21 protein-coding genes and 1 tRNA gene are annotated in these 25932 nt (G+C 67.9%); 15 read left to right on the forward strand and 7 right to left on the reverse strand.

The annotated features are described in order from the left end of the window. Positions 1-40: 40 nt before the first annotated feature. From DM480_RS04520 to DM480_RS04540, 5 genes are all read left to right on the forward strand, one after another. Positions 41-1309 (forward strand): DUF445 domain-containing protein, encoded by a 1269-nt coding sequence (locus DM480_RS04520; protein WP_232834120.1) that lies wholly within the window; start codon positions 41-43, stop codon positions 1307-1309. A 92-nt stretch (positions 1310-1401) separates the two neighbouring features. Beyond that, positions 1402-2502, forward strand: coding sequence for an ABC transporter permease (locus DM480_RS04525; RefSeq protein WP_115377777.1), 1101 nt, complete (start codon positions 1402-1404; stop codon positions 2500-2502). Continuing rightward, positions 2502-3428 carry an ABC transporter ATP-binding protein gene (locus tag DM480_RS04530; RefSeq protein WP_115377778.1) on the forward strand — a complete coding sequence of 309 codons (927 nt, stop codon included), beginning with the start codon at positions 2502-2504 and terminating at the stop codon, positions 3426-3428. Before DM480_RS04525 ends, DM480_RS04530 begins: the two co-directional genes overlap by 1 nt. Further along, positions 3428-4390 carry an MlaD family protein gene (locus DM480_RS04535; RefSeq protein ID WP_115377779.1) on the forward strand — a complete coding sequence of 321 codons (963 nt, stop codon included), beginning with the start codon at positions 3428-3430 and terminating at the stop codon, positions 4388-4390. The genes DM480_RS04530 and DM480_RS04535 overlap by 1 nt, the downstream gene beginning before the upstream one ends. Positions 4391-4394: 4 nt before the next feature. Further along, positions 4395-5021 carry an ABC-type transport auxiliary lipoprotein family protein gene (locus tag DM480_RS04540; protein ID WP_115377780.1) on the forward strand — a complete coding sequence of 209 codons (627 nt, stop codon included), beginning with the start codon at positions 4395-4397 and terminating at the stop codon, positions 5019-5021. Positions 5022-5698: 677 nt separating this feature from the next. On the opposite strand, the gene DM480_RS04545 is transcribed toward DM480_RS04540, so the two are convergent. Beyond that, positions 5699-6565: a peptidylprolyl isomerase gene (locus DM480_RS04545; RefSeq protein ID WP_115377781.1), complete on the reverse strand. Its 867-nt coding sequence runs from the start codon at positions 6563-6565 to the stop codon at positions 5699-5701. A gap of 91 nt (positions 6566-6656) precedes the next feature. Between DM480_RS04545 and DM480_RS04550 the strand changes: the two genes are divergently transcribed. The 3 genes from DM480_RS04550 to DM480_RS04560 all read left to right on the forward strand — a co-directional run bounded on the left by DM480_RS04550 (position 6657) and on the right by DM480_RS04560 (position 9584). After that, positions 6657-6747 (forward strand) — tRNA-Ser (locus DM480_RS04550). A 344-nt stretch (positions 6748-7091) separates the two neighbouring features. Beyond that, a complete protein-coding gene (locus tag DM480_RS04555) occupies positions 7092-9068 on the forward strand; it encodes an ATP-binding protein (protein WP_157968764.1) in 1977 nt (658 codons plus the stop codon). A 291-nt stretch (positions 9069-9359) separates the two neighbouring features. Next, positions 9360-9584 (forward strand): hypothetical protein, encoded by a 225-nt coding sequence (locus DM480_RS04560; RefSeq protein WP_115377783.1) that lies wholly within the window; start codon positions 9360-9362, stop codon positions 9582-9584. Positions 9585-9641: 57 nt separating this feature from the next. Here the strand turns inward: DM480_RS04560 and DM480_RS04565 are convergent, their stop codons facing one another. Continuing rightward, the gene (locus tag DM480_RS04565; protein ID WP_115377784.1) at positions 9642-10517 is read right to left on the reverse strand and encodes a hypothetical protein; all 876 of its coding nucleotides are present in this window, start codon (positions 10515-10517) and stop codon (positions 9642-9644) included. 85 nt (positions 10518-10602) lie between these two features. After that, positions 10603-11853, reverse strand: a complete 1251-nt coding sequence (locus DM480_RS04570; protein WP_232834121.1) for a S8 family serine peptidase — start codon at positions 11851-11853, stop codon at positions 10603-10605. 138 nt (positions 11854-11991) lie between these two features. On the opposite strand from DM480_RS04570, the gene DM480_RS04575 reads away from it, so the two are divergent. After that, positions 11992-12435: an RNA polymerase sigma factor gene (locus tag DM480_RS04575; protein ID WP_232834180.1), complete on the forward strand. Its 444-nt coding sequence runs from the start codon at positions 11992-11994 to the stop codon at positions 12433-12435. After that, positions 12432-13145 carry an anti-sigma factor family protein gene (locus DM480_RS04580; protein WP_115377787.1) on the forward strand — a complete coding sequence of 238 codons (714 nt, stop codon included), beginning with the start codon at positions 12432-12434 and terminating at the stop codon, positions 13143-13145. The genes DM480_RS04575 and DM480_RS04580 overlap by 4 nt, the downstream gene beginning before the upstream one ends. 8 nt (positions 13146-13153) lie before the next feature. Here the strand turns inward: DM480_RS04580 and DM480_RS04585 are convergent, their stop codons facing one another. The 4 genes from DM480_RS04585 to DM480_RS04600 form a co-directional block, all read right to left on the reverse strand. Next, a complete protein-coding gene (locus DM480_RS04585; protein ID WP_115380845.1) occupies positions 13154-15439 on the reverse strand; it encodes a xanthine dehydrogenase family protein molybdopterin-binding subunit in 2286 nt (761 codons plus the stop codon). A 2-nt stretch (positions 15440-15441) separates the two neighbouring features. Next, positions 15442-16425: an FAD binding domain-containing protein gene (locus DM480_RS04590; protein ID WP_115377788.1), complete on the reverse strand. Its 984-nt coding sequence runs from the start codon at positions 16423-16425 to the stop codon at positions 15442-15444. Next, on the reverse strand, positions 16422-16940 hold the full coding sequence (locus DM480_RS04595) for a 2Fe-2S iron-sulfur cluster-binding protein (RefSeq protein ID WP_115377789.1): 519 nt from the start codon (positions 16938-16940) through the stop codon (positions 16422-16424). Before DM480_RS04595 ends, DM480_RS04590 begins: the two co-directional genes overlap by 4 nt. A 95-nt stretch (positions 16941-17035) precedes the next feature. After that, on the reverse strand, positions 17036-18268 hold the full coding sequence (locus DM480_RS04600; protein WP_115380847.1) for an NAD(P)/FAD-dependent oxidoreductase: 1233 nt from the start codon (positions 18266-18268) through the stop codon (positions 17036-17038). A gap of 608 nt (positions 18269-18876) precedes the next feature. Here DM480_RS04600 and DM480_RS04605 point away from each other — a divergent pair. The 5 genes from DM480_RS04605 (at position 18877) to DM480_RS04625 (ending at position 25914) form a co-directional block, all read left to right on the forward strand. Then, positions 18877-19071, forward strand: a complete 195-nt coding sequence (locus tag DM480_RS04605) for a hypothetical protein (protein WP_115377790.1) — start codon at positions 18877-18879, stop codon at positions 19069-19071. Between the two features lie 110 nt (positions 19072-19181). Further along, complete coding sequence (locus tag DM480_RS04610; RefSeq protein WP_125471467.1) at positions 19182-19544, forward strand: hypothetical protein; 363 nt, start codon at positions 19182-19184, stop codon at positions 19542-19544. A 41-nt stretch (positions 19545-19585) separates the two neighbouring features. After that, the gene (locus tag DM480_RS04615) at positions 19586-20452 is read left to right on the forward strand and encodes a hypothetical protein (protein WP_115377792.1); all 867 of its coding nucleotides are present in this window, start codon (positions 19586-19588) and stop codon (positions 20450-20452) included. Beyond that, positions 20449-23049, forward strand: coding sequence for a TonB-dependent receptor (locus DM480_RS04620; RefSeq protein ID WP_115377793.1), 2601 nt, complete (start codon positions 20449-20451; stop codon positions 23047-23049). The genes DM480_RS04615 and DM480_RS04620 overlap by 4 nt, the downstream gene beginning before the upstream one ends. A 372-nt stretch (positions 23050-23421) precedes the next feature. After that, positions 23422-25914 (forward strand): TonB-dependent receptor domain-containing protein, encoded by a 2493-nt coding sequence (locus DM480_RS04625; protein WP_232834122.1) that lies wholly within the window; start codon positions 23422-23424, stop codon positions 25912-25914. The last annotated feature ends 18 nt before the right edge of the window (positions 25915-25932 follow it).

Genomic DNA, 25932 nt, shown 5'->3' on the forward strand with positions numbered 1-25932 from the left:
GCCCCTTGAACATTCCCCGCGTTCGGGGATTGTTTCGGCGATGACCGTCCCCCCTCGCGCACGCGCCATGCCAGAGGCGACCCCGCCCGCCCTGGTGCGCATGCGCGTGATCGCAACCGCGCTGCTCGTCGCGATGGCGGCGCTGTTCCTCGCCAGCCGCGCGCTCGCGCCCGTCCACCCCGCCTGGGGCTTCGTCCAGGCGTTCAGCGAGGCGGCGATGGTCGGCGGGCTTGCCGACTGGTTCGCGGTCACCGCCTTGTTCCGCCACCCGCTCGGCCTGCCGATCCCGCACACCGCGATCGTGCCGCGCAACAAGGATCGCATCGGCGACACGCTCGCCGTTTTCCTGCGCACCAATTTCCTGCAAGCCCCGGTGATCGCGCAGCGCATGCGCCGGCTCGACGTCGCGGGCGCGATCGTGCGCTGGCTGACCGATCCGCCGGAGGGCGCGGGCGGCGCCTTCCGCGCCGGTGCGTCGAAACTCGTCGCGCAGGTGCTGGAAGGGCTCGACCCCGCGCGGCTCGGCGGCATGGTCAAGGCGGGGATCGCAGGCCGACTGCGCGAAACCGCGGTCGCGCCGATCCTCGGCCAGCTGCTGCGCGCAATGATCGCCGACAACCGCCACGCGCCGCTGATCGATTCGGCGATCCGCTGGGCGGCGAAGGCGCTGGCCGCCAACGAGCCGCTCGTCCGCCAGATGGTGCACGACCGCGCCGGCGCGATCCTGCGCTGGACCGGCCTCGACGAGACGGTCGCCGACAAGTTGATCGACGGGCTCGACAAACTGATCGCGGACATGGGCGACAATCCCGATCACCCGATGCGCGCGAAGATCGAGGAAGGGCTCGATCGCCTTGCCTGGGACCTCAGCCACGATCCCGACACCGCCGCGCGGGTGGAGGCGATGAAGGCGGAACTGATCGACAATCCCGCGATGCAGCGCTGGCTCGACGGTTTGTGGGAACAGGCGCGCGGCCGGCTGCTCGCGATCGCGCGCGATCCCGAAGGCGCGATGCAGGGGCAATTGGGCGACATCCTGCGCCAGCTCGGCCAGACGCTGGGCAACGACCCGCGCCTGTCGCGATCGATCAACCGTTTCGTCCGCCGCACCGTCGTCGGCATCGCCGCCGATTACGGCGACGGCATCGTGCGACTCGTGTCCGAAACGGTGCGCGGCTGGGATGCGCGCACGATCACCCGCCGGCTTGAAAACGCCGTCGGCCGGGACCTGCAATACATCCGCATCAACGGCACGCTGGTCGGCGGGCTCGTCGGAATCGCCATCCACGCCGTCGACGTCCTCGTTTGACCCAGGCTGAACCGATAAAAAGCGGACAAAGTGTCCGCCGCACGCACGATGCGGCTTGCCGATTCCCCTGCGATGGCCCAAGAGCGTAATCGATGAGCGCGACAGCCGATTTCAGCGAGGATGGCAGCGGCACGCTGCGCTTCTCCGGCGACCTGTTGCTGCGCACGATCGGCGATCTGCCAACCCGCCTCGACGCGATATCGGGCGCCGTATCGCGGATCGACCTGTCGGGGGTCGACCGGATCGACACCGTCGGCGCCTGGCTGATTCACCGCCTGTCCACCCGCACCCATGCCGCGGTCGAGGGGCTGGGCGAGGATGGCCGCCACCTGTTCGACCAGGTCGCCGCCGCCGACCAGCCCGTCGCACTGCGCGAGGGGCGTCGCGGCGTCGTCGGCCAATTGGTCGGCGAGGTCGGCGACGCGGTCATCATCGCGTTCAAGACATTGTACGGCCTGCTCGGCTTCCTCGGCGCGACGACGATCGCCTTCGCCAACGTCGTGCGCCATCCGTCGCGCTTCCGCTTCAACGCCACCGTCCACCGGTTCGAGGTCGTCGGCGTGCAGGCGCTCGCGATCGTCGGCCTGATGAGCTTCCTGATCGGCATCGTCATCGCGCAACAGGGCGCGGTGCAGCTGCGCCAGTTCGGTGCGGAGGTGTTCACGATCAACCTCGTCGGCCGCCTGACCTTGCGCGAACTCGGCGTGCTGATGACCGCGATCATGGTTGCGGGCCGCTCCGGCTCCGCCTTCGCCGCGCAGCTCGGCACGATGAAGCTGACCGAAGAGATCGACGCGATGCGCACGATCGGCGTCTCGCCGATGGAGGCGCTGGTGCTGCCGCGCACGATCGCGGCGGTGCTGCTGATGCCGCTGCTCGGTTTCTATTCCTCGCTGATCGCGATGATCGGCGGCGGCCTGCTCTGCTGGATCGCGCTCGACATCCCGCTCGTCACCTTCGTGCAGCGCATTCGCGAGGTCGTGCCGATCACCGACCTCTACATCGGCCTCATCAAGGCGCCCGTGTTCGGCGCGATCATCGCGATCGCGGGCTGTTTCCAGGGCATGCTCGTCGAATCGGACGCCGAACAGGTCGGCCTGCGCACCACGTCGGCGGTGGTGCAGGCGATCTTCCTCGTCATCGTGCTCGACGCCTTCTTCGCGGTGTTCTTCACCTGGGTGGGGTGGAGCTGATGGCGCGTCCCGCCACCTCGGGCGCCGCCGCGGGCGAGCGCGACGAACCGATCATCCGCATCCGCGGGCTGAAGAACGCCTTCGGCGAGTCGATCGTCCACGACGGGCTCGATCTCGATGTTCGGCGCGGCGAGATCCTCGGCGTCGTCGGCGGCTCGGGCACGGGCAAGTCGGTGCTGATGCGTTCGATCATCGGCCTGCAGACGCCCGTCGCGGGCGAGATCACCGTGTTCGGCGAACCGACGATCGGCCGCGAGGAGACGGAGGCGGTCGAGATCCGCAAGCGCTGGGGCGTGCTGTTCCAGGGCGGCGCGCTCTTCTCGACGCTCACCGTCGCGGAGAATGTCGAGGTCCCGCTTCGCGAATTCTACAAGGACCTGCCGCCGGCGCTGATGGCGGAGATCGCCGCGTACAAGGTGGTGATGACCGGGCTTCCGGCGGACGCCGCGCCCAAATATCCGGCCGAGCTGTCGGGCGGCATGAAGAAGCGCGCCGGCCTCGCCCGCGCGCTCGCGCTCGATCCCGAACTGCTCTTCCTCGACGAACCGACCGCGGGGCTCGACCCGATCGGCGCCGCCGCCTTCGACGGGCTGACCCAGTCGCTGCAGAAGACGTTGGGGCTGACGGTGTTCCTCATCACCCACGACCTCGATACGCTCTACGCAATCTGCGACCGCGTCGCGGTGCTGGCGGATAAAAAGGTGATCGCGGTCGGCACGATCGACGAACTGCTCGCGCTCGACCACCCCTGGATCCAGGAATATTTCAAGGGTCCGCGCGGCCGCGCCGCGATCGCGACCCAAGAGACGCAGGCGCAGGCGCATCAGCGCGCCGACGCGCATCCGACCGAGGTCAAAGTACAGCAACTCCAGGACTCCGGTGCCGCCGCCACCGAGACCCCCGCGCAGCAGGCGAGGACCGACTGATGGAAACCCGTTCCAACCACGTGATCGTCGGCGCGGTCGTGCTGATCCTGCTCGCCGTGCTCGCGATCTTCACCGTCTGGATCGCGCGCCTCGGCGGCACCCGCGAAAAAGAATATGACATCTTCTTCAAGCAGAGCGTCGACGGCGTCGCGACGGGCTCCACCGTCACCTATTCGGGCGTCCCCGTCGGCCAGGTGAAGCGGATCGTGCTGTGGAAGCCCGATCCCCAGTTCGTGCGCGTGCGCGTGACGGTCAACGACGACACGCCGATCCTTCAGGGCACCACCGCGACGATCCAGGGCAGCTTCACCGGCACCAGCACCGTCGCGCTCGACGGCGGCCGCAAGGGCGCGCCGGAGATCAAATGCCCCGAAGAGCCCAATGCGCAGCTCTGCCCCTATGGCGTTCCCGTCATCTCGACCAAGCAGGGCGGGATCGGCGCGATCCTTAATTCCGCGCCGCAGTTGCTCGAGCGGCTGTCGACGCTGACCGAGCGGCTCACCGGCCTGCTCTCCGATCGCAACCAGGCGTCGATCGCGGGCATCCTCGACAACACCAACCGGCTGAGTGCCGCGCTCGCCGATCGCGGGCCGGAAATCGCCGCGACGCTGGCGCAGACGCGCGTCGCGATCCAGCAGGCGGGCAATGCCGCGGAATCGATCGGCAAGCTCGCCGACACGACCAACGGCGTGCTCAGCGACGACGTCAAGCCGACGCTGCAGAACCTCAACGGCGCGATCGCGTCCGCCCGCAAGAGCGCGGATACGCTGAACGAGGCGATCCAGGATGCGCGCCCCGGCCTGCAGACCTTCTCGAAACAGACGATCCCGGAGGCGAACCGGCTGGTCCGCGACCTGCGCGTCACCGCGACCGCTTTGTCCTCGATCGCCGACAAGGTCGACCAGGGCGGCGCCAGTTCGCTGATCGGCCAGCAGAAGCTCCCCGACTACAAGGGCAAGTGACGCCATGCAGACCAACCTTCCCCGCCTTTCCCGCGTCGCGCGCCGCCCCGGCCTGCTGATCGCCGTCGTCGCCATGCTGCCGCTCGCCGGTTGCATCAGCTTCGGCGCGAAGCCGCCGCCCCAGCTGCTCACGCTCCAGTCGGATTATGCGCCCGCGGTCGGCGCGACGCAGAATTCGGCGAAGGCGCGCTCGATCGTCGTGCAGGTGCCGACCAGCCCGGCGTCGATCGCGGTGACGCGCGTGCCGGTGTGGACGACCCCGACCGAGGTCGCCTACGTCAAGAACGCGCAATGGTCCGAACCGCCCACGCGCCTGTTCGCACGGCTGCTCGCCGATGCGGCGACGACGCGCGGCAACATGGTCGTGCTCTCCAGCATCCAGTCGATCGGCGACCCCAGCGCGACGCTGGCGGGCGAATTGCGCCAGTTCGGCTTCGACGGGACGCAGCGCCAGGCAGTGGTGATCTACGACGCCGCACTGACCCGCGCGGGCAAGGACACGGTCGAAAAGCGCCGCTTCGAGGCGCGCGTCCCCGTCGCCGCGATCGACGCCGCGAACGCAGGCACCGGCCTCAGCCAGGCCGCGAACCAGGTCGCCGCCGAAGTCGCGGCCTGGGTGGCGCAGGGCTGATTGCTCCGAACCGGATCGGTTCGCACTGTCCTGCACGCTGGTTATATGCTAAGGGAAAGAGCATGGCGGACTTCCGCCCGCTCTTTCTCATATTCCAGCTTCCTCAGCGGCCCGCGCGCGCAAGGGTCGGATCCAGCAGCGTCGAATCCGAGCGGTGCTCCTGCGCTCGTAGGAGCCCAGGGTTACATGCGATGCGCGCGTGACTCTGGGCTCCTGCCTGTGCGGGAGCACGGTTCAGGTTGGCCAGGTCATTCTTTCGCCGTTCGCCGATCAAGCGCCCCTCGCAACAGCCCCCCACCCGCCACGACGGATAGAACCGCCCCGCCAGCCGAAGGCCGATACGATCCTGGGGCCCAACGCGCCCCCCAAACACTGCGACTTTCGCGACTTTTGGGTAATTAGATACCCGAAAACGCAACCATCGTCCGCATCGCGCCCATTCGTGTTCCTGCGAACGCAGGAACCCAGAGCCCCACGAATCGCCGCTGCGTTCCAACGTCATGCCGGACCCGTTCCGGCATCCCCTGCTCCGCAAGCGCCCCGCGGTCGATAGAACGGCACGGTGGATGCCGGAACGGGTCAGGCATGACGGCTGTAGGGCGACTTCGTGCCAGCCAGACGGCCTTGACCAGCCTCGCCCCACCCGGCCGAACCGGCGCCTCGCGAAGTTCCGCCCCTCAGGGCGCCCGGCGCACCGCGGGAAGCACGTCGCACACCGCCGCCCCGCCCAGCGACACCAGCGGCGGTGGCGGATTCTCCCGCCGCGCCACCGCGGCGGCGAAGCGTATGTTGTCCGCGGCGCGATACTGGAAATGCGGCCGGTCCGCGGCGGGCAGGTCGCTGGCCAGCCGCACCGAAACAATCGGCACGCGCTCGCTCTCCTTGTCGTACATGCCCATCGCCGCATCGCTGCGCGGCAGGCCCGACAGATATTGCATGCCTTCGACGATCCGCCCGACGACCGTATAGTTGCGGTCCAGCCGCCGCGCCGACTGGCCGATCGGCGTGAACAGCTCCGCGCCGCTGCCTGTGCTCGGCAAGTCGTCGCGCGCGACGCCGACCATGCCGTAACAATGCGTCAGCCACGCCGCCTTGCCGTCGGTCGCGACCGGCCAGCCGTCCGCGGTGATCCCCGATGCGGTCGAATAGCTGTCCGCCCGCCGCATCCGCACCGCCGGCTGGAACGCGGCGATCTCGAACTCGGCGGCGGGGCGGTCGGTGATGCCGGCGGGCAACGGCTTCTTCTCCGTCGCATCGCCCCATTGCGTCACCCAGTTTTCCTGGACGCGATAGACGCTCGTCCCGTCCCACCATTTGGCGCGGGCGAGCGCCCGGATGTTGGCGACATGCGCCGGCGCATGGCCGGGCGCGAGCCGGATGACGACCTGCTTGCCCGTCGCGAGCGTCACGATCATCACCTCGTCGCCTGGGATCGCCCGCCAGTCGGCGGGCAGCGGGTCGGACGGCAATGGCGCGGGCGGCGGCGCCGCCGCCTGGACGGGCGCGGCAAGCGCGGCGGCGGCAAGGGCGATCAGGCTGGTCATGCGCCGCAGACTGACGCGCCCGCGCCCGATACGCAATCGCCTTGCGATCCCGCCCGCGCTACGCTAGGCGCGCATCCTTCCGGGAAGATGCGGAGCGGTGGCCGAGTGGTCGAAGGCGCTCGCCTGGAAAGTGAGTATACGCCAAAAGCGTATCGAGGGTTCGAATCCCTCCCGCTCCGCCAACACGAAATTACGCAATAAAATCAACGACTTACGGGCGCGCTGGTGAAATTCGAACCAGCCGCCTATCTAGCGTAAATCTCTGAAAACGTTGGGCTGCGCCTCTGGACAGATTGCGCAATGCCGATCCTAGCATGAACTCGCGGTGGGTAATTCAGTGGGTAAGCTTTGCGGCGGTGGGTGAATTCTGCGCTTTTTGCACGTAGGTTCATCGCGCGAAACTCGGGTGCGGGTCCTACCGTAGAAGCCGAACTGACGGTTCGCATTACGGTAGTATGCAGTGGCGTCGTGCATTGTCAGGCACTAGCCGGCTCGCCTAAGGCTTTGCATGGGAGGGACTGCTGCCATGACCGCTGAGACCGACACGCTCGTCAAACCCGATATGGTGGCGGTGCTTCAGCGGACCCACGTCAGCAAGGATCTCCACGGTTTTCTGCTGCCGACGCCCGAGGCGGTGTCGAACGCGATGCACGGGATCGAGGCGCGCTTCGGCGATGACGCCCGCAAGCAGGGCACGATCGAGATCGCGATGTCGAGCATCAACGATCCCCAGCACCTGATGATCTCGATCACCGACAACGGCATCGGTCTCAACGACGGCAACTACCGCTCGTTCAAGACCCCGTTTTCAGGCCACAAGCTTCAGCAGAATGGCCGCGGCTTCGGCCGCTTCATCGCCTTCAAGGTGTTCAACCGCATCCTCTACTCGAGCCGGTTCGAGGCACTGCCGGCGCCTGACAAGCGCACCTTCCGTTTCGACATCCACCGGGAAGACGAACTCATCTACCATGACGGCGAGCCGGACTTCGCGCATCTTGGCCTTCGCGTCGACTATGACGAGCCCCGCCCCGAGTGGCACGAGCTGATCGCCACGCTCGACGAGAGCGACATCGCCGATCATATCGGCAGCCACTTCCTGCCGCATTTCCTCTACCGCTGGCTGCCCGAGATCACGATCCGGTTTGACAACGCCGATGCCAGCAGCATCACCGCCCACTTCAAGAACGTCTTCGTCCAATCGGAATCGGGCTCCTTCGACGTCCAGATCGACGGCAAGGCGGAGACGATCGACTATTCGCTGACCAAGGTGCCGCGCACCCGGTCGTTCAAAAACCATAGCCTGCTGTTCGCCGCGGGCGATCGCATCGTCGGAAATCCGCGCGACCTCACCAATCTGCTCGGCCAGCCCGCCTTCATGGACGATCAGGACAAGCCCTACATCGTGATCGGCGTTGTGCGATCGGACGCGTTCGAGACGCGGCTGAACGACGCGCGGACGGGAATCAACATTTCGTCGGCGATAATCGAAGAAATTGTCGGTGCTGTTGGCGACATCATCCAGTCGACCGAGAAGAGCCAGATCGACAAGATCAAGACGACGCAATCGCGCGATCGCGAGACGGCGCTCCAGGAGAATCCGATCCTTCGGATCGGGCTCAAAGGTCAATCGATTTCGAGTTACGTCGCGGGCAAGCCGAACAACTGGAAGGCGCAACAGTTCGTGTCGGACCTAGCGATCGAACGTTACCGCGTGTCGCGGGATTTGACCAAGGCGATTACCAGCGCGGCCAACGATACCGACAACTACATGGCCAACATCAAGGACATCGTTGACAAGATCGATGCCTCCAACAAGGAGGCGCTCGCCGAATATGTCGTCCACCGCAAGAAGGTGATTGAGCTGATCGAGGCCGCGCGTAAATATGGCTCGACCGGCACCCACGCGCCCGAGGACACGATCCACGATCTCGTCTTCCACCGCTTCTCGGACAGCGTCGATACCGACTATTTCGAGCACAATCTGTGGCTGGTCGACGACGCGCTGGCGTTCCTGCCGTATATCTCGAGCGATCGCGCGATGCACGGCAAGGGCCGCAAGAAGGGCGACAAGATCGCCGATCTCGCCTTCTTCGATGACAGCCTCGTCCTCGGCGACAATGACGGCACGACGATCACGATCATCGAGTTCAAGCGGCCGAGCCGCGACGATTACCGGTTCGGAGACGTTAAGCACGATCCCGTCATGCAGGTGATCCAGACGCTCAAGGACGCCACCGCGGCGGGCGGGATCGCGCGGACGGACGGCTCGCACTTCGCGTTCCGCGGCGTCGTGCGCCGGTTTGGCTATATCGTCGCTGACCTGAAACCGTCGCTCGTGAATGTGCTGCGCAACCACGACTTCAAGAACGACTGGAACCCCGACATCTACGTTCGCTACCGCGACAACGAGCAAATCTTCATCCAGGCGATGGGCTACGATACCCTGATCGCACATGCCAAAAAGCGCAACCAGGCCTTCTTCAGCGTCCTGTTCGGCGAGTAGACGCTGACCTGTTAGAGTTGGCCCTCCTCTCCCCTGCTTCCATGCCCGGGATCACGGCTCTGACCTCGAAGTGGCTGGCGAGGATGCAGTCTGCCTGATCTCCTATTCTTCAGCGGGAGCCTCAAAATTGGTGGGCAATAAAGTGGGTAATTGCGACCTCACACAAGGGAGTTCGAATCCCTCCCGCTCCGCCATTATCCTCGCGCCATCGCTGGCCCCTCGTTCCGCACCCTTGTTGAGCCGAATGCGCCGTCGTGCGTTGGGTCCGTCCACACTCTCGCAGGAGCGCGTATGATGGCCGATGCCCAAGACCCGACCCACGAACCTGAAGGGTTCGGCGACCTGCCGATCCAGCCGACGGGATCGGGCGTCGCCGATCTCGAAGTGGCGTATGAGCAGATGCGCCTCGCCGAGGGGGAGGACGCCGGCAGCGCCGGTCCGACGGAGGGGGAAACGCCGATCCCGCTGGACGACGAAACGCCCGGCGTGATCGAGAGCGAGGCGCATCCGAGCTGAGGCCTTTAGGCGACTGCGCGGGCGGGACACGACGCCCCGCCCGACGCAGCAGTCGGGTCAGTCGGCCGCGTCCTTGACGTCGCCCTTGCCCATCGCGGAGACGAGCACGTTGCCCGAGCCGGAGAAGTTGGCGGCCGGCAGGTCGGCGACCCGATTCCCGACCTTGACGAGGACGCGTTGCACCGTGCCCTGCGCCGTCGAGCGCACCGACTGCACCGTGCCGATCGCGCGTCCGCGCGCATCCGTCACCGCCATGCCGGGATCGATCGGGAAACCGCCCGCCCCCGCCGCGCCGCTGCCGGCGAGCGCCAGCGAACCGCTCGCCATGCCGGCACCCGCGCTGCCGCTGGCGGTCGCGGCGCCCGTGGCCGTCCCGGCAACGCCGCCAGCACGATCCGCCGCCCCACGCAGGGCCTGACCACCCCCGCGCAGCGCCTGACCACCACGCGCCGCGCCCTGCGCCGCCGCGTCGCGCGCATTGGCGACGCCGGCACGGGCGCCGTCGACGCCCCGCATCCCGGCACCTCGCACCGCGTCCGTACCGATCGCCTGCGCATCCACGGTGCCGCCGATGCTTCCCGCCGCCTGGCCATTGCCGCCGGCCGCATGACGCCCGAGGCCGGCACCGCCGCCGATCGCGCCATCGCTGTCCGCGCCGCCCGACGCCGATACGCGGCCCCGGCGGGCGTCGACGCTGCGCGCGCCATGCGCCGCACCGCGCCCCTGGGCGACCCCGTCGACCGACATCGGCGTACGGCCGATCATCCCGCCGAGCCCGCCGTTGGCCATGCCGCCGCCCATCGCGCCGCCACCCAGACCCCCGCCCAGCGCACCGCCGAGCGATCCGCCGGCCCCGCCAAGCAATTGCGCCGACGCAGGCATCGCGACCACGGCCAGTACCAGCGCCGCACTACCGAACAGAACAGTCTTCATCGTCGTTCTCCTTTGCCTTTGCCTCGGAGAACGGCACGCCCTTCCGGTTTAATCCCGGCAACGCGGAAATTTTTTCGAAAAAAATTTACCGTGCCGGCGTCCGGCAGTCGCCGCAAAGCAAGCCGCGACCGAATTGCCGGGCGGGGCCGGCGTGTCGCGCGGTGCGATCGACCGCGGCGAGCGCACCTTGCATCGCGGCGGGCGCGAGTGTCGGATAGGCACGCGCGATCGTGCCTGCGACCAGCGGCGCGGCGAACGACGTGCCGCGCACCGCAATCGTGCCGCCCGCGGCTTTCGCGGCTAGCATGTCCGCCCCCGGGGCGGCATAATCCAGATGCGTCGCCCGCCCCGCCTCGATCAGCGGGCGGTTGCGTCCGTCGACGCCGGTGACCGCCACGACGTCGGGGTAGGAGGCGGGATAGGCGGGCGGTGCCGCGGGACCAGCATTGCCGACCGCCGCGACGACGATCAGCCCGCGCGCCTGCGCCGCGGCGATGACGCGCCCCAGCACCGGATTGGCGGGGCCGACCAGGCTGATCGTCGCGACGGACACTTTCTGCTGCACCAGCCAGCCGATCGCGCGGGCGATCGCGGTCGCGTTGCCGCCGGCCGGATCGTCGCCATAGACATCGGCAGAGGCGATGCGCGCGCCCGGCAAGGCCGCCCGGACACCGGGTGCCCCGCCGATCAGCGATGCGACCGCGGCGGCATGGTCGTTGGCGCGCGGTGCGCCGGCGGCGAATCCCGCCGCCAAGGTCGCGCCGGGCACGCCGCCATCGATCACGCCGACCAGCGGCCCCGACCCCGACGGCGCGCGTCCGGCCCGGGGCGCCACCGACGCGGTGCCGACACCGCTCGGCAGGTACAGCTGATCCGCCGTCGTCGTCGCGCCCAGACCGCGCAGTTCGTCGATCGCCGCACGCAGCGAACGGCCATCCGGGACGCGGAGGCGCGCAAACCCCACGCCCAGCACCTCGTCGCGCGCGATCACTGCATAGCCGCGCGCCGCCGCTGCGGTGAGCACGGCCTCGTCCGGCGCGTCGATCACCACCTCGCCCGCCCGCGCCGGAAACCCTTGCGGATCGCGCGCGATTTCGCGCGGATGGTCGCGTACCAGCCGCGCGATCGTCGCGTCATGCACCCGGGCGAGCGCCTGCGCGGTCGTGCGGACCGGGTCGGCGACCGTGTCGGCCAGCGCCCCGGGCAGACCGCGCGCCATCGGCAGCGACAATCCCCCGCCGGGCAGGGACGGCATGCCCGGCACGATCTGCGCCGACACGACGCTGCCCGCAATCGTTCCCAGCAAGGCCAGCATGACGGCGGGGGCACGTGGCAACGGATCGGTTCCTTCTCGACAGACTATAGAAAATCGTTGTGCGTGGATTAAACGGGCGACGCCATCCGTTTCATCCGCAACCATGAAGGATTTGGCTTGGCCGCGTTCGAAGACGAGCTGCTCACGCTATTGCCCCGGATGCGTCGCTTCGCACGCAGCCTGGCGCATGACGCGGCGGATGCCGACGATCTATGCCAGATCGCGGTGGAGAAGGCGCTGCGCGCCCGCGGGTCGTGGCAGCCTGGAACGAGGATGGACAGCTGGATGTACCGGATCATGCGCAACGCCTGGATCGACACGGCGCGATCGCGACACCGTGCCGCGGCGACGTTCGTCGCGGAAGAGGCGGGCGCCGCGGTCGGCATCGACGGCGGGGCGGAGGCACGGCTCGCGCTCGACGATGTCGCGGCGGCGATGCGCACCCTGCCCGACGAACAACGCGAGGCGGTCGCGCTCGTGCTGGTCGAAGGGCTGGCGTACAAGGAAGCGGCGACGGTGCTCGACATCCCGATGGGGACACTGACGTCGCGGCTGGCACGCGGGCGACAGGCGCTGATGACGCGATTGGGAGAGGCGGCGTGACGATCGACCCCGAACGGCTGCCCGAATTGCTGATGGCCTATGCCGACGGCGAACTCGATCCGCTGATGACGCGGCGCATCGCCGGTCTGGTCGCGGACGACCCCGCCCTTGCGGCACAGGTCGCGCGGCATCGCGCACTGCGGGAACACGTCCATCAGGCGTTCGCCCCGGTCGCCGACGAACCCCTTCCCGATCGGCTGACCGCACTGCTGCAGAGCAACGTCCACACGCTCGTGCCGCCGCCCGCGAAACGCGACCGCGGATCGACGTGGATGCCGCGCGCGGGCATCGCCGCGGCGATGGCCGCGTGCCTCATGCTGGGCGTCGCGGTGGGCACGTCGGTCGATCGCGGGCCGGTGCGGATCGAGAACGGAGGGCTTTTCGCCGGCGGCCGTCTCGCCACCGCGCTGGAGCAGGTGCCGAGCGGTGGCAGCGGGCCGGTGCGGGTCGCGCTGTCGTTCCGCGATGCGGATCGCCGATATTGCCGGGTCTTCGGCACGACCGGGCTGGACGGTATCGCCTGCAGGGACGGTGATGGCTGGCGCTTGCGGCAGGCGCGGTCGGTAGGCGTGGTACCGGCGACATCGCCCGCCTACGCCCAGGCCGGCTCCGCCGATCCCACGCTGATGGCGGCGGCACAGGACATGATGGCCGGCGCACCGCTTGATGCTCCGGCGGAGGCCGCGGCGCGGCGTGCCGGCTGGCGATAACCGCTCCGCTACAGTAATTTGTCGAGCGTGATCGGCAGGTCGCGCACGCGGCGGCCCGTCGCATTGTACACCGCATTGGCGATCGCCGCGCCGACGCCGGTGATGCCGATCTCGCCGATGCCGCGCGCGCCCATCGGCGCATGCGGATCGGGGATGTCGGTCCAGATCACGTCGATCTCCGGCACGTCCATGTGCACCGGCACGTGATACTCGGCCAGGCTGGGGTTCATCACCCGCCCGGTGCGCGCGTCGAACAACGTCTCCTCGGTCAGCGCGAGGCCCAGCCCCATGATGATGCCGCCGCGGAACTGGCTCGCCGCCGCTTTGGGGTTGAGGATACGGCCGCAATCGAAACTGCCGAGCAGCCGGCGCACGCGCACCTCGCCCGTCACCGCGCTCACCGCCACCTCGGCAAATTGGGCGCCGGTCGAGTGCATCGAATATTTGAGCATCTCGAGCGGCAGTGGCGCCTTCTCCTCCACCTCGACCGCGTCACGGCCGGCACGCGACAGGATCGAGGCATAGCTTTCGTGACGCGACCGGTCGCTCGCCTGCGCAAGGCCGCTATCGACGGCGACGACATCGCCGGGACGCAGGCCCGCGAGCGGACTGTCGTTGCCCGCGACGCGCAGCAGTTCCTTGACCAGCGCCTCCGCCGCCGCGGTCACCGCGGCGAGCGTCGCCACCGTCTGCTGCGACCCGCCCGCCATCGCGCCGGCGGGCAGCGCGCTGTCGCCATATTCGAACGTCACGCGGTCGAGCGGCAGGCCGAGCCGGTCGGCGGCGTGCTGCGCCTGCACCGTCGCGGTGCCCATCCCCATCTCGTGCCCGGCGGTCGAAATCGTCGCATGGCCGACGGCGTCTATACGGATGCGCGCGGCATTGCCGGGGATGCGGAGGTAGGGATAGGTCGCGGTCGCGACGCCCATGCCGATCTGCCACTCGCCTTCGCGCCGATTACCGGGCACGGGATCGCGCCGGTCCCAGCCGAAGCGCGCCGCGCCATCGGCGAACGCCTTGGTCAGGTGGCGCGACGAGAACGCATTGCCGCTGGTCGGATCGCGATCGGGCTCGTTGCGGCGGCGCAGATCGATGGGGTCGATCCCCATCGTCTCGGCCAGTTCGTCGATCGCGCATTCGAGCGCGAACGTGCCGACCGATTCGCCCGGCGCACGCATGAAGGTGTTGGCCAGCATGTCCATCTCGGCGATCTTCTGCTCGAGGCGGAAACTGCCCGCGGCATACAGGTGGCGCGCGGGAAAGGTGAACTGCTCCGGGCAGTTGTTGTGCGACGTCATCGCCGCGACGCCTTCGTGGATCAATGCGGTGAAGCGCCCGTCCGCATCCGCACCGATCGCGACGCGCTGCTCGGTCAGCGTCCGCCCGCCGACGAGGCGATAGACGCCCTCGCGGCTCAGCACGATGCGCACCGGCCGGCCGGCCAGCTTGGCCGCGGCGGCGGCGAGGATCTGGTGCGTCCACAGTCCCTTGCCGCCGAAACCGCCGCCGACGAACGGCGACAGCACGCGCACCTGTTCGGGTTTCAGCCCGAACACGCCCGCCATCGTCGCGGCGGTGCCGTGCAGCATCTGCGTCGCATCGTGCAGGATCAGCGTGTCGCCCTGCCACACCACCGTCGCGGCGTGCAGTTCGATCGCATTGTGGTTGTGGCGTGGCGTCGTGTAACGGCGATCGACCCGGTGCGCGGCCTTCGCCAGCGCCTTTTGCGCATCACCGACGGAAACAAGCGCCGGCTCCATCATCACCGCGCCCGGCCGCTTCGCACTCTGCCGCGCCGCGGCGAAATCGGTGATCGCGGGTTCGGCATCGTAGGTGACGCGGATCAGCTCGGCGGCGTGGTCCGCCTGTTCCTGCGTTTCGGCGAGGACGAGCGCGACCGCCTCGCCATTCCAGTGGATGGTGGCATCCTGCATCACCGGCAGGTTGCTGCCGGCGACGCCATTGCCTTCCAGCATGCCCTTGGGGGCCTTCATCCGCGGCGCGTTGCGGTGCGTCATCACCAGCACCACGCCGGGCGCCTGCTCCGCGGCGGCGGTGTCGATCGACGTGATCCGCCCCTTGGGCACCGTCGCATGGACGAGCGCCGCATAGACCATGCCGTCGAGCGCGACCTCGGCGGCGAAGCGTGCGGCGCCGCCGACCTTGAGCGCGCCATCGATCCGCGACACGGGTTCGCCGACATGGCCATGCTGTCCGCGCACCGGCTTCGGCCGCCTGCCGGGCAGCAGCGCGTCGGGAACGTAGCGCAGGGCGGTGCGCGCGAATTCCATCATCGTCACGCGACCTCTCCCGCCAGCTCGCCCAGCACCGCGATGATCGTGCGCCGCGCCAGCTCGATCTTGAACCCGTTGTCGCGCAGCGGCACCGCGTCGGCGAGTTCCGCCGCCGCGGCTGCCGCGAACCTGTCCGCCTCCGCCCGCGCGCCGCGCAGCATCGCCTCCGCCCGCGTCGCGCGCCATGGCTTGTGCGCCACCCCGCCGAGCGCGAGCCGCACGTCGCGGATCACGCGATCCTCGCCGACATCGAGCACCGCCGCGACCGAGACGAGCGCAAAGGCGTAACTCGCCCGGTCGCGCACCTTGCGATAGGCGGGTCGGCCCGCGGGCGGCGGCGGCAGATGCACCGCGACGATCAGTTCGCCGGGCGCGAGCGTCGTCTCGCGCTCCGGCGTATCGCCGGGCAGCAGATGGAGATCGGCGAAGGCGATGCGTCGCTCCCCGGCCGGCCCCGCGACCGCGACCTCCGCCTCCAGCGCGGTCAGCGCGACGCACAGGTCGGACGGATGCGTCGCGACGCAGGCGGGCGAGGCGCCCAGGATCGCGTGGATGCGCGTGAATCCTTCGCGCGCGTCGCACCCGCTCCCCGGCACCCGCTTGTTGCACGCCGCGGCGGCATCGTAGAAATAGGTGCACCGCGTCCGCTGGAGCAGGTTGCCGCCCACGGTCGCCATGTTGCGGATCTGCGCCGATGCGCCCGCCAGGATCGCGCGCGCGACGAGCGGATAGCGCGTGCGCACCCGGCGGTCGCTCGCCAGCGCGCTATTGGTGACGCCCGCGCCGATGACGAGGCCGCCGTCCGCATCGTCGTCGATCGCGGTCGACAGCGCGGTGACGTCGACCAGCCTCTCCGGCCGTTCGATCCCCTCGCGCATCAGGTCGACGAGGTTGGTGCCGCCACCAAGATAGCGCGCGTTCGCCTGCGCCCCGGCCGCCACCGCGTCGGCCGTGCCCACGGCGCGCGCGTAGCTGAACGGCGTCATGCCCGTATCTCCTGCCGATCGGCGGCGTAGGTCGCGGCGATCGCCGCGATGATGCCGTTGTGGGCCCCGCACCGGCACAGATTGCCGCTCATTCGCTCGCGCAGTTCGTCATGCGTCAGCGCGGGGGTTTCGGCGGCAAGGTCGGCGGTGACGTGACTGGGCACGCCGCGGGCGACCTCGTCGGCCATGCCGATCGCCGAGCAGATTTGCCCCGGCGTGCAATAGCCGCACTGAAAGCCGTCATGCTCGATGAAGGCAGTCTGCAGCGGATGGAGCGCGTCGCCTTCGGCCAGCCCCTCCACTGTCGTGATCGACCGCCCCTGATATTGCACCGCCAGCGCGAGGCAGCTGTTGATCCGCACCCCGTCGACCAGCACGGTACACGCGCCGCACGCCCCTTGGTTGCAGCCCTTCTTGGTACCGGGCAGCGCGAGATGCTCGCGGAGCAGATCGAGCAGCGAGGTGCGGATGTCGACCTCCGCCGACATGGCCGTGCCGTTGATCGTGAAGTCCATCGCCGCCCCCTCACGCGACCCGATCGCCGCTGACGCGGCGGCCAACGCACGGTCTCACGCAAAGGTTCAATCGCACACCGACGTGCCCCCGCGCCTCAGGCGGCCGGGAGCAGCGCTTTCAGCGGCAGGTCCACATCCGCGAGCGATACCGGGTCAGGCGCAATCCCCGCCTCCACCAGTTTGCGCCCCTGCACGTAATCCTTGGTCGCGTTGACGCAATCGAGCGCGATGACGCGCCCCTGCTTCAGATAGACGATGGCGAAACTGCGCGTCGCCGGGTCGCCGCGCAGGACGGCCGCATCGTGACCGATCGACAGCCCCACCGTCTGCAGCTTCAGGTCATATTGGTTCGACCAGAACCACGGCGTCGACCGATACGCGCCCGGCTGATGCCCCACGATCGCCTTCGCGGCCAGCGTCGCCTGGTCGTTGGCGTTCTGGACCGATTCGACGCGCAGCATCGCGCCATCGGCAAAGGCGTTGGCATGCAACGCGCAATCGCCGATCGCATAGACGTCGGGCAACGTCGTCCGGCATCCACCGTCTACGTACACGCCATTGCCCCCGTCCGCCCCGGCGGCGAGCAGCGGGGCGACCGCGGGCTCGATGCCGATGCCGACGATCACCATGTCCGCGGGGATCATCTCCCCACTCGCCAGACGGACACCCGTCGCGCGCGTCTCGCCCAGCACGCACTCGACCGCCGCGCTCAGCCGCACATCGACGCCATGCGCCCGATGCTCCACCTCGTAAAAGCGCGACAGAGCCTCTCCCGCGACGCGGGCCAGCACGCGATCCTGCGCTTCCACCACGACGACGCGCTTGCCCAGCTTCGACAGCGCCGCGGCGGCCTCCAACCCGATATAACCACCACCGATCACCACGGCCTGCGCGATGTCGGGAAGCTCGGCGATCATCCGGTCCGCATCGGCGCGCGTGCGTATCGTATGAACGCCGGCAAGGTCATGGCCCGTGCAGGCCAGCCGTCGCGGGCTGCCCCCCGTCGCCCAGACCAGCTGCCCGTAACCGAAACTTTCCCCGGACGCGGTCGCGATGCGGTGCGCCCCCGGATCGACCTCGTTCACGGTGCGGCCCAGCATCATGGCGACGTCGCGTTCCGCCCAGAACGACGCCGGCCGGATCAGCATGCGCTCGAACGGCTTGTCACCCGACAAATACTCCTTCGACAGCGGCGGCCGCTCGTAAGGCAGTTCGGCCTCTGCTCCCACCAGCGCGATCGAGCCCGCGAAACCCGATTGCCGCAGCGCGATCGCCACCTGCGCGCCGCCGTGCCCCGCGCCGACGATCACCACATCGTAGCTCTGCATTACGCTCATGCCCTTTCGCTCCAGCGCGCAGCCATAAAGGTACAGAACCACCCCCGTCACGCGCGACATGACTGCGGTTTTTGATCCAGCGGCAATCCAAACCTGAACTGTCTAGGAGCCCCGACACGAGGGCTCCCAGCCCGACATCGTCGACAACGGCTTCACCACGATGGAATTCGCCAGCGGCGTGCGGGCAACGCTCGTTCCGTCGCTGTTCACGGACGGCGCCGCGCACGAGGAAGGAGATGCGCGCGACCGGCGCTGCCGGGCGGCTCAGCGTGCCCGCAGAGATGAGCGCACGGGAGCATCGTGTCGTCGACGTGACGGAACTGGCTACCCTAAATCGGTAATCGGATCGGGAAAGCAGATCACCCGCCCGGCGCGCGCTCCGGCGCGTTCTGATCGTCGGATAGCGTCGGGTGCCTTGCAACGAGATGCCGCGCGCGCCCGGATCGGTCACTGCTGGCGCTAGATCCGACAGGGACTTAGCGGAAAGCGAAGCCTCCAATCTGGATCAGCATGCAGTTGAACCTGACAGATCTGTCATCTACCACTCAACGGTCAGCGCTGACTTCGTGTACAGGACTCTCAACAGGGGAAATCGAGACATGAAGATGATCAAGATAGCATTCTTGGCGGCGTGCGTAACCGCTGCCGCATCGGCGCCGGCCCATGCACTGGACAAGAAACCCGCCGCCACCGCGGCAAGAATGTCCTCCTGCTATTACGAATATTCGATCATCACAGCCGATGCCATTTATGACGTCTACACCTGCTACGGCAATGGCGACGGCAGTTACTGATCCGATCATCTTGGCGGCCGGGATGGCATGATCCCACCCCGGTCGTCGTTCGTCCCGTTCCGACATCGAGCGTAAGAGGGGAGACTTGGATGCGATTTTCGATCTGGTGGATGGCGGCGGCAAGCGCCGGCATATTGATCGCGGCCTCCGGCGGGTCCGCCGCCATCGCGGTTGCCCAAACGTCGCCTTCTCCGGCCGGAACGTGGCGCGGCGGCTTCATCGGATCGGATTTCACCTTTGAGTTGAAGCAATCCGCCAGCGGCTGGACGGGTCGGTACACGTCCGCCAAAGCTGGAAAATGGGCCGATCTGCAGGCCGTGTCGGTCGTCGCGAACGAGGTCCGTTTCAAGTTCGAATCGCAGCCGCCCTCGGCATTTGTCCTGACGCTCGATCCGACGGGCAGGACGCTGACTGGTACGGCGACCTTCGGCGACCATCCGCCGTTGCCGCTGACGTTGACGCGCGCGTCCTAAGGCGTGCGTTTTCGGGTACGCATCGGCCGGCGCGCCGCACGATGATGCTGGCCAGCCTGATCCTGCTTGCACCGCCAACGGCCGTCGTCGCCTGCCGCCCCCAGGATCGGCCCGGATTGGTCGCACAGGCCACTGCGTTCGGCGGCGTGGTCGCGCCCGACCGCGCGCGCGCGCAGGCGGCGGCTGCGGCAGGCGATACGGCACGCGCCGCCGCCGCGCGCTATCTCGGTCTCGAGATCGCACCGTTCCTGATTGCCCCCGACGCGGTGTCCCCGCGCAGATTGGGGTGTCCGTTCGTGTTCGCCTGGCCCTTCGCCGAGCCCGGCACCGTTGGGCGGTCGCCACCTTCCCATGTCCTGCCGCACGAGATCGGCCATGCCGCCTTCCTCCATTTCCTCATTCCCAGAACGGTGGACGATGAATACGGCGGCGACGCCCCCGACTGGCTCGACGAAATGGTGGCGATTGCGTTCGAGGATTCCGTCGGCGTCGCGAACCGCAGGGCGGACGGGCGGCGTCACGCCGAACGTCATGCGCTGATCCCGCTGCGACGCCTGCTGGCGATGACGCATCCCGAATGGGTCGCCGCTGGTCCGTCGACGGGACAGAGCCCGGGCGGCAACCTCGGCGTCCCCGGATCGCCGGATACACCCGCGTACTATGCGACGGTCCGGCTGTTGTTCGACTATCTCGTTGCCCGGACCGGCAATCCACAGGTTTTGCGCGACCTCGCCGACGCCGCGCGGAATAAGGTGCCGATCGATCGCTGGATGCTGGCACGGGTGGCGCGCTTCGGCGATGGGCCGACGCTCGAGGATCTGGACGTGGCCATGACGGCGTTCGCGATCGGCGATCCTGCGTATCGCGCCGCCGGCGATGCCGACCTGCGGAGATCGCAGGCACGATGAGACACCCCGACGGACGGCGACCGACCGCCGACGGCGTCGAGGCCGCAATCGTCGGCGTCCTTGTCGTTGCCGCGACCCTTGCCATTGCGGGTCCGGCGCAGGCGAGAGTGCAACGAAGCGTGCCACCGACGCCGCAGACGACAGACCCCGCGCCGCCACCCGCGCCAGCGGCACGGGCTGCGGACGCGGCTTCGACGCGCGACGTCGAATTCGTCGACGCGAACGGCGTGCCGTTGTCCGAGGACAAGCAGCAGAACCTGCGGGCCAAGTTCAAAGACGACCCCGCCCTGCAACAGGCGACGCAGTCGAGTCCCGGCCCGGTTCGCCCCAAGACCGGAAGCGATGCCGAAGGCCGGACGCGCGACATCGTCGTCAGCGGCCGTCGCCCGCGCGGATCGGTGATCGGCGACATACCGGCGGCGCAGACCTTCAACCCACTCGACATCCGTGCCTATGGCGCGAGCGATATCGGCGAACTGGTGCAGGCGTTGGGGCCACAGGTCGGCAGCGATCGCGGACGCGCGGACAACGCGCCGGTCGTGCTGCTCAACGGAAAGCGCGTGTCCAGCTTTCTCGAAATCTCGCGCATCCCCACCGAGGCCATCGAGCGGATGGAGGTGTTCCCCGAGGAACTCGCGCTCAAATACGGCTACCGGGCGGACCAGAAGGTGGTCAACATCGTCACCTATGAGCGGTTCGCCTCCAAGCTTGTCCGCGCGTCCTACGCCGCGCCGACCGAGGGCGGGCGCGACACGAAGGCCTCCGGCGCCTCCTATCTCCGGATCGCGCGCGGCGCGCGGTTCAACGTGGACGTGGACTATGACCGGTCGGGCGCGTTGCGCGAAAGCGATCGCGGCCTGTCGCAACCCACCGACATGCCAGGCGCAGGCGCTTTCCGCACCCTGGTGCCGGCGACGGACCGGTTCACGCTGACCGGGACCGCCAGCGGCGAGCTCGTCAAGGGCGTCGCATCAACGCTCAACGGCCGGTTCGAGGCGGGGTCGAGCCGAAGCCTGCTGGGACCGGGGCCGGCCGGTGCGCTCGCACGCGACGTCGACACGCGCAGCGGCCATCTCGGCGGTGTCGCGGACGGACGGATTGGCCAGTGGCAATGGTCCCTTGTCACCAACCTGGACCGCACAACGAGCAACACCGCGACGGACACCGTGATCGCGGGGGCGGCGCGCGACACGGCCAGATCAGTTGCCACGCTTGCCGATGCCACCGCCGTTTTCACCGGGGCGATCGCGACGCTTCCCGCCGGTCCGCTGTCATCGAACCTGCAGGTCGGGGGCGAGATGCGCGACTTGCAGGCGGCGTCGAGGCGTTCGGGGATTGGACAGGTAACGGATCTGGCACGGGACCGGGCGACGGCGCAGGCGAACCTGGACCTGCCGCTTGCCAGTCGCCGCGGCAAAGTGCTCGGTCGGCTGGGCGAACTCTCGGCGAACCTCAACGCGGCAGTGGAAACGATCTCCGACGTCGGCACGCTGCGCACGCTCGGATACGGCCTCAACTGGTCGCCCGCCGCCGGGGTGAACCTCATCGCGTCGGCGACCGACGAACAGGGCGCGCCGACGCTCGAACAACTCGGCGCGCCTACGGTCATTACCCCCAACACCCGCGCGTTCGATTTCTCGACGCGCACGGTCGTGGACATCACACGGATTTTCGGCGGGAATCCCTCCCTTCGTTCGGATCACAGACGGGTGGTCAAACTGGGCGTGAACGCCCGGCCGTTCGCCGGGCGGGATCTGACGCTCAGCGTCGATTATGTGCGCACGCGGATCGACGATCCCATCGTCTCCTTCCCGATTGCGCTTCCCGCGGTGGAGGCGGCGTTCCCGGATCGCTTCCTGCGCGATGCGGGCGGTCGCCTTTCCCAGATCGATGCACGGCCGGTCAACCTGCGCCGATCCGCGCAGGAGCAGATCCGCTGGGGCATCAATTTCGTCAGGCCGCTCGGTGCCGTCCCGCCCGGCATGCAGAGCGGCCAGGCGCGTTTCGTGTCGAGCGAGGCGGACCTCAGCAAGGCGCTTCCGCCCGGCGCCCGCATCCTCAAGCCCGAACCCGGGAGCGCGGAGGCAAGGCGCTTCGAAAACGTCGCGAGCCGCCTCATCCTGAGCATCTACTATACCCTCACGACGATCGACACCGTCACACTGCGCGACAACGGTCCGGAGCTCGATCTGCTCGACGGTTTCGCAACGGGCATGCGCGGCGGTAGCCCGCGGCACAAGATCGAGACGCAGGCGAGTGTCTTCAAACGTGGCCTGGGCGCGCGGATCAGCACGAACTGGCAGAGCGGCAGCGTCGTTCGAGGATTGTCCGACGGGACGACGGGCGGGCGCGATCTCCGCTTCGCGAGCTACGCGATCGTCAATGCCACCGCCTTCGCCAACCTGGCGGACCTGTTCCGCAAGGGAAGCGACGCGGGATGGATGACGGGGCTGCGCCTCAGCCTGACCGTCAACAACGTATTCAACCGGCGGCCCGTCGTGGCTGACGAAACCGGCTTCACACCGCTGACCTATCAACCCGACTATCTCGATCCTATCGGGCGGACGATCAACCTGAGCCTGCGCAAGGTGCTGTAACGCTCTGTCCCCTACGCGCCGCACCCGGGACTTGCCCGAAAAAGGTGGGCAGTTCCCTTAAGGTGAGAGCGGCGGTTCGCGAAGGAATTTGAGGACTAAGCGTTGGGGTCGTTGGTGACCCTACCCACCTTATCGGCCAGTGCATTACGACTGACAGAGCCGGGCTGATGGTCGAGCGATTGCTCGCGCGGACCGCAGGGGACGACGACGCCTCCGCATGGGTCCCCCCTGACCTCGATCGTGTGTGGATCACCTGACGCAATCGATTGTACGATTTTTATTGCAATCGATTGCCCTGCCTGTATCACGCTTTTCGTGGGCTCCGTAGAGGGCCAATCGCAGGTGGAGGATACTATGAAGGCGCGTGGTTGGATGTTGACGGGTGTCGCGATGCTGGCGATGCCGGGAATCGCGACGGCACAGGTCGCCGCGTCGCCGCAACCGGCTGCCCCGCAGGCCGATGCGGCGACCCCGGCGCAGGCCAGGGACGCCACCGACGACATCGTCGTCACCGCCGTTGCGCAGGGCACCAACCGGCTCGACAGTTCGATCACGACGAGTTCGATCAGTTCCGATTCGCTCGTTCAACTTGCGCCGCGCACCTCGGGCGAGTTGTTGCGCAATCTGCCCGGTATCCGCGTCGAGGCATCGGGCGGTGACGGCAATGCCAATATCTCGGTCCGCGGCCTGCCGGTTGCGAGCGGTGGGTCGAAGTTCCTTCAGCTGCAGGAAGACGGATTGCCGATCCTCGAATTCGGCGACATCACCTTCGGCAACGCCGACATCTTCCTGCGTGCGGATTTCAACGTCCGCACCGTCGAATCGGTGCGCGGCGGATCGGCGTCGACCTTCGCGTCGAACTCGCCGGGCGGCGTCATCAACTTCATCAGCAAGACCGGAGAGCGCGAGGGCGGCGCGTTCCAGCTGACCGGCGGCCTCGACTATCGCGAATACCGCGCCGATTTCGATTACGGCGGTCGCCTGTCGGACAGCGTGACCTATCACTTCGGTGGCTTCTACCGTATCGGCGATGGCCAGCGCCGGGTCGGCTATGACGGCGTGGCGGGCGGACAGCTCAAGGCCAACATTACCAAGTCGTTCGATAACGGCGGCTATGTCCGGCTGTACGGCAAGTATCTCGACGACCGCGCGATCGGCTATCTGCCCAATCCGGTGCGGGTGACCGGCACCAACGCTAATCCCGATTACAGCAACGTCGCCAATTTCTCGATCAACAACGGCACGCTGCACAGCCGCTATATCCGTACCGTGCAGACGCTGGACGGCAACAACCAGCTGACCACGCGGTCGATCGCGGACGGCCAGCACCCGGTCGTCTATGCGGGCGGACTGGAGGCGCAGATCCCCGTTGCCGACGGCTGGAACGTCGTCGAGCGCTTCCGTTATGCCAATATCTCGGGCGACTTCATCTCGCCCTTCCCTGCCAGCGTCGATTCGGCACAGACGGTGGCCAATGCGCTCGGCGGCGCCAACGCGCAGCTTTTCTACGCCAGCGGGCCGCAAACGGGTCAGCGTATCACCAACCCGGCGGCACTCGGCGGCAACGGGCTGCTCGCCAACGTGGTATTGTTCGACGTCGACCTGAAGAACCTCAACAACATCACCAACGACCTGCGCGTGAACGGCAAGGTGCCGTTCGGCGGCGGCGAGCTGTCGGTGACGGGCGGCTTCTACGCCTCGCGCCAGGACATCGTGACCGACTGGCTGTGGACCTCGTTCGTCCAGACGGTGCAGGACAAGGGTCAGTCGGTGCTGGTCGACGTGCGGACGGCCGCGGGCGTACCGGTCACGCAGAACGGCGTCCCCGGCTATTCGGCGAGTTTCTTCGGCAATTGCTGCCGTCGCTCCTATGACCTCAACTACACGACGCTCGCTCCGTTCGCACAGCTCGGACTGGAGGTCGGCCGCTTCAACATCGACGGGTCGCTGCGCTACGATATCGGCCGGGCCCGCGGCAGCGTTGCGGGAGCGGACCTGGGGGCCGCCTTCGGATCGGGCATCACCACCTTCGACATCAATGGCGATGGCGTCATCTCCGCCCCTGAACGGCAGGTGGCGGTGATCCCGGCGGTCCGTTCGCCGCTCAACTACAATTACAATTACCTATCTTATTCGGCCGGTGTGAACTTCCGGATGACCGACGCCACCGCGCTGTTCGCCCGCTACAGCCGTGGTGGCCGCGCCAACGCAGACCGCCTGCTGTTCGGACCGTCGATCAACCCGAACACCGGTGCCCTCACCGATCAGAGCGCGGCGGTCGACTTCGTCCGCCAGCTCGAAGGCGGGTTCAAGTATCGCGCACCCGGCATCTCCTTCTACGCTACCGGTTTCTGGGCCCGCACCGAGGAGCAGAATTTCGAGGCCACGACCCAGCGCTTCTTCAATCGCAAGTACGAGGCGAAGGGCGTCGAGCTGGAAGGCCGTGTCGCGCGCGGGCCATTCTCGATTTCGGCCGGCGGCACCTACACCGATGCCAAGATCACCAGCGACGTTCTGAACCCGGCCGTGGTCGGCAATCGCCCCCGCCGCCAGGCGAAGTTCATCTATCAGGTGACGCCGCAGATCGATCTGAGCCGCGTCACCTTCGGCGCCAACATCATCGGCACGACCAGCAGCTTCACGCAGGACAACAACCAGCTGGTCATGCCGGGCTATACCCAGGTCAATGCGTTCGTCGCGGTGCATCCCGCCGCCGGGGTCACGCTGTCGGTCAACGGCAACAACCTGTTCAACGTGATTGGTATCACCGAGGCGGAGGACGGCGCGATCCCGGCGAATAACATCGTGCGCGCCCGCTCGATCACCGGACGGACGATCTCCGCCGCGGTGCGCTTCGACTTCTGACCTGACGGATCGATCGAC

The organism is Sphingomonas sp. FARSPH, from assembly GCF_003355005.1.
In the GTDB taxonomy this organism is placed as follows: Bacteria; Pseudomonadota; Alphaproteobacteria; order Sphingomonadales; family Sphingomonadaceae; genus Sphingomonas.

Coding starts and splice junctions, on each gene's coding strand:
- DM480_RS04605 (WP_115377790.1), top strand. CDS start 18,877: ATGAAGATGATCAAGATAGCATTCTTGGCGGCGTGCGTAACCGCTGCC.
- DM480_RS04595 (WP_115377789.1), bottom strand. CDS start 16,940: ATGGACTTCACGATCAACGGCACGGCCATGTCGGCGGAGGTCGACATC.
- DM480_RS04600 (WP_115380847.1), bottom strand. CDS start 18,268: ATGCAGAGCTACGATGTGGTGATCGTCGGCGCGGGGCACGGCGGCGCG.
- DM480_RS04625 (WP_232834122.1), top strand. CDS start 23,422: ATGTTGACGGGTGTCGCGATGCTGGCGATGCCGGGAATCGCGACGGCA.
- DM480_RS04525 (WP_115377777.1), top strand. CDS start 1,402: ATGAGCGCGACAGCCGATTTCAGCGAGGATGGCAGCGGCACGCTGCGC.
- DM480_RS04540 (WP_115377780.1), top strand. CDS start 4,395: ATGCAGACCAACCTTCCCCGCCTTTCCCGCGTCGCGCGCCGCCCCGGC.
- DM480_RS04610 (WP_125471467.1), top strand. CDS start 19,182: ATGGCGGCGGCAAGCGCCGGCATATTGATCGCGGCCTCCGGCGGGTCC.
- DM480_RS04615 (WP_115377792.1), top strand. CDS start 19,586: ATGATGCTGGCCAGCCTGATCCTGCTTGCACCGCCAACGGCCGTCGTC.
- DM480_RS04565 (WP_115377784.1), bottom strand. CDS start 10,517: ATGAAGACTGTTCTGTTCGGTAGTGCGGCGCTGGTACTGGCCGTGGTC.
- DM480_RS04560 (WP_115377783.1), top strand. CDS start 9,360: ATGATGGCCGATGCCCAAGACCCGACCCACGAACCTGAAGGGTTCGGC.
- DM480_RS04535 (WP_115377779.1), top strand. CDS start 3,428: ATGGAAACCCGTTCCAACCACGTGATCGTCGGCGCGGTCGTGCTGATC.
- DM480_RS04585 (WP_115380845.1), bottom strand. CDS start 15,439: ATGATGGAATTCGCGCGCACCGCCCTGCGCTACGTTCCCGACGCGCTG.
- DM480_RS04590 (WP_115377788.1), bottom strand. CDS start 16,425: ATGACGCCGTTCAGCTACGCGCGCGCCGTGGGCACGGCCGACGCGGTG.
- DM480_RS04575 (WP_232834180.1), top strand. CDS start 11,992: ATGCGTCGCTTCGCACGCAGCCTGGCGCATGACGCGGCGGATGCCGAC.
- DM480_RS04530 (WP_115377778.1), top strand. CDS start 2,502: ATGGCGCGTCCCGCCACCTCGGGCGCCGCCGCGGGCGAGCGCGACGAA.
- DM480_RS04620 (WP_115377793.1), top strand. CDS start 20,449: ATGAGACACCCCGACGGACGGCGACCGACCGCCGACGGCGTCGAGGCC.
- DM480_RS04520 (WP_232834120.1), top strand. CDS start 41: ATGACCGTCCCCCCTCGCGCACGCGCCATGCCAGAGGCGACCCCGCCC.
- DM480_RS04545 (WP_115377781.1), bottom strand. CDS start 6,565: ATGACCAGCCTGATCGCCCTTGCCGCCGCCGCGCTTGCCGCGCCCGTC.
- DM480_RS04555 (WP_157968764.1), top strand. CDS start 7,092: ATGACCGCTGAGACCGACACGCTCGTCAAACCCGATATGGTGGCGGTG.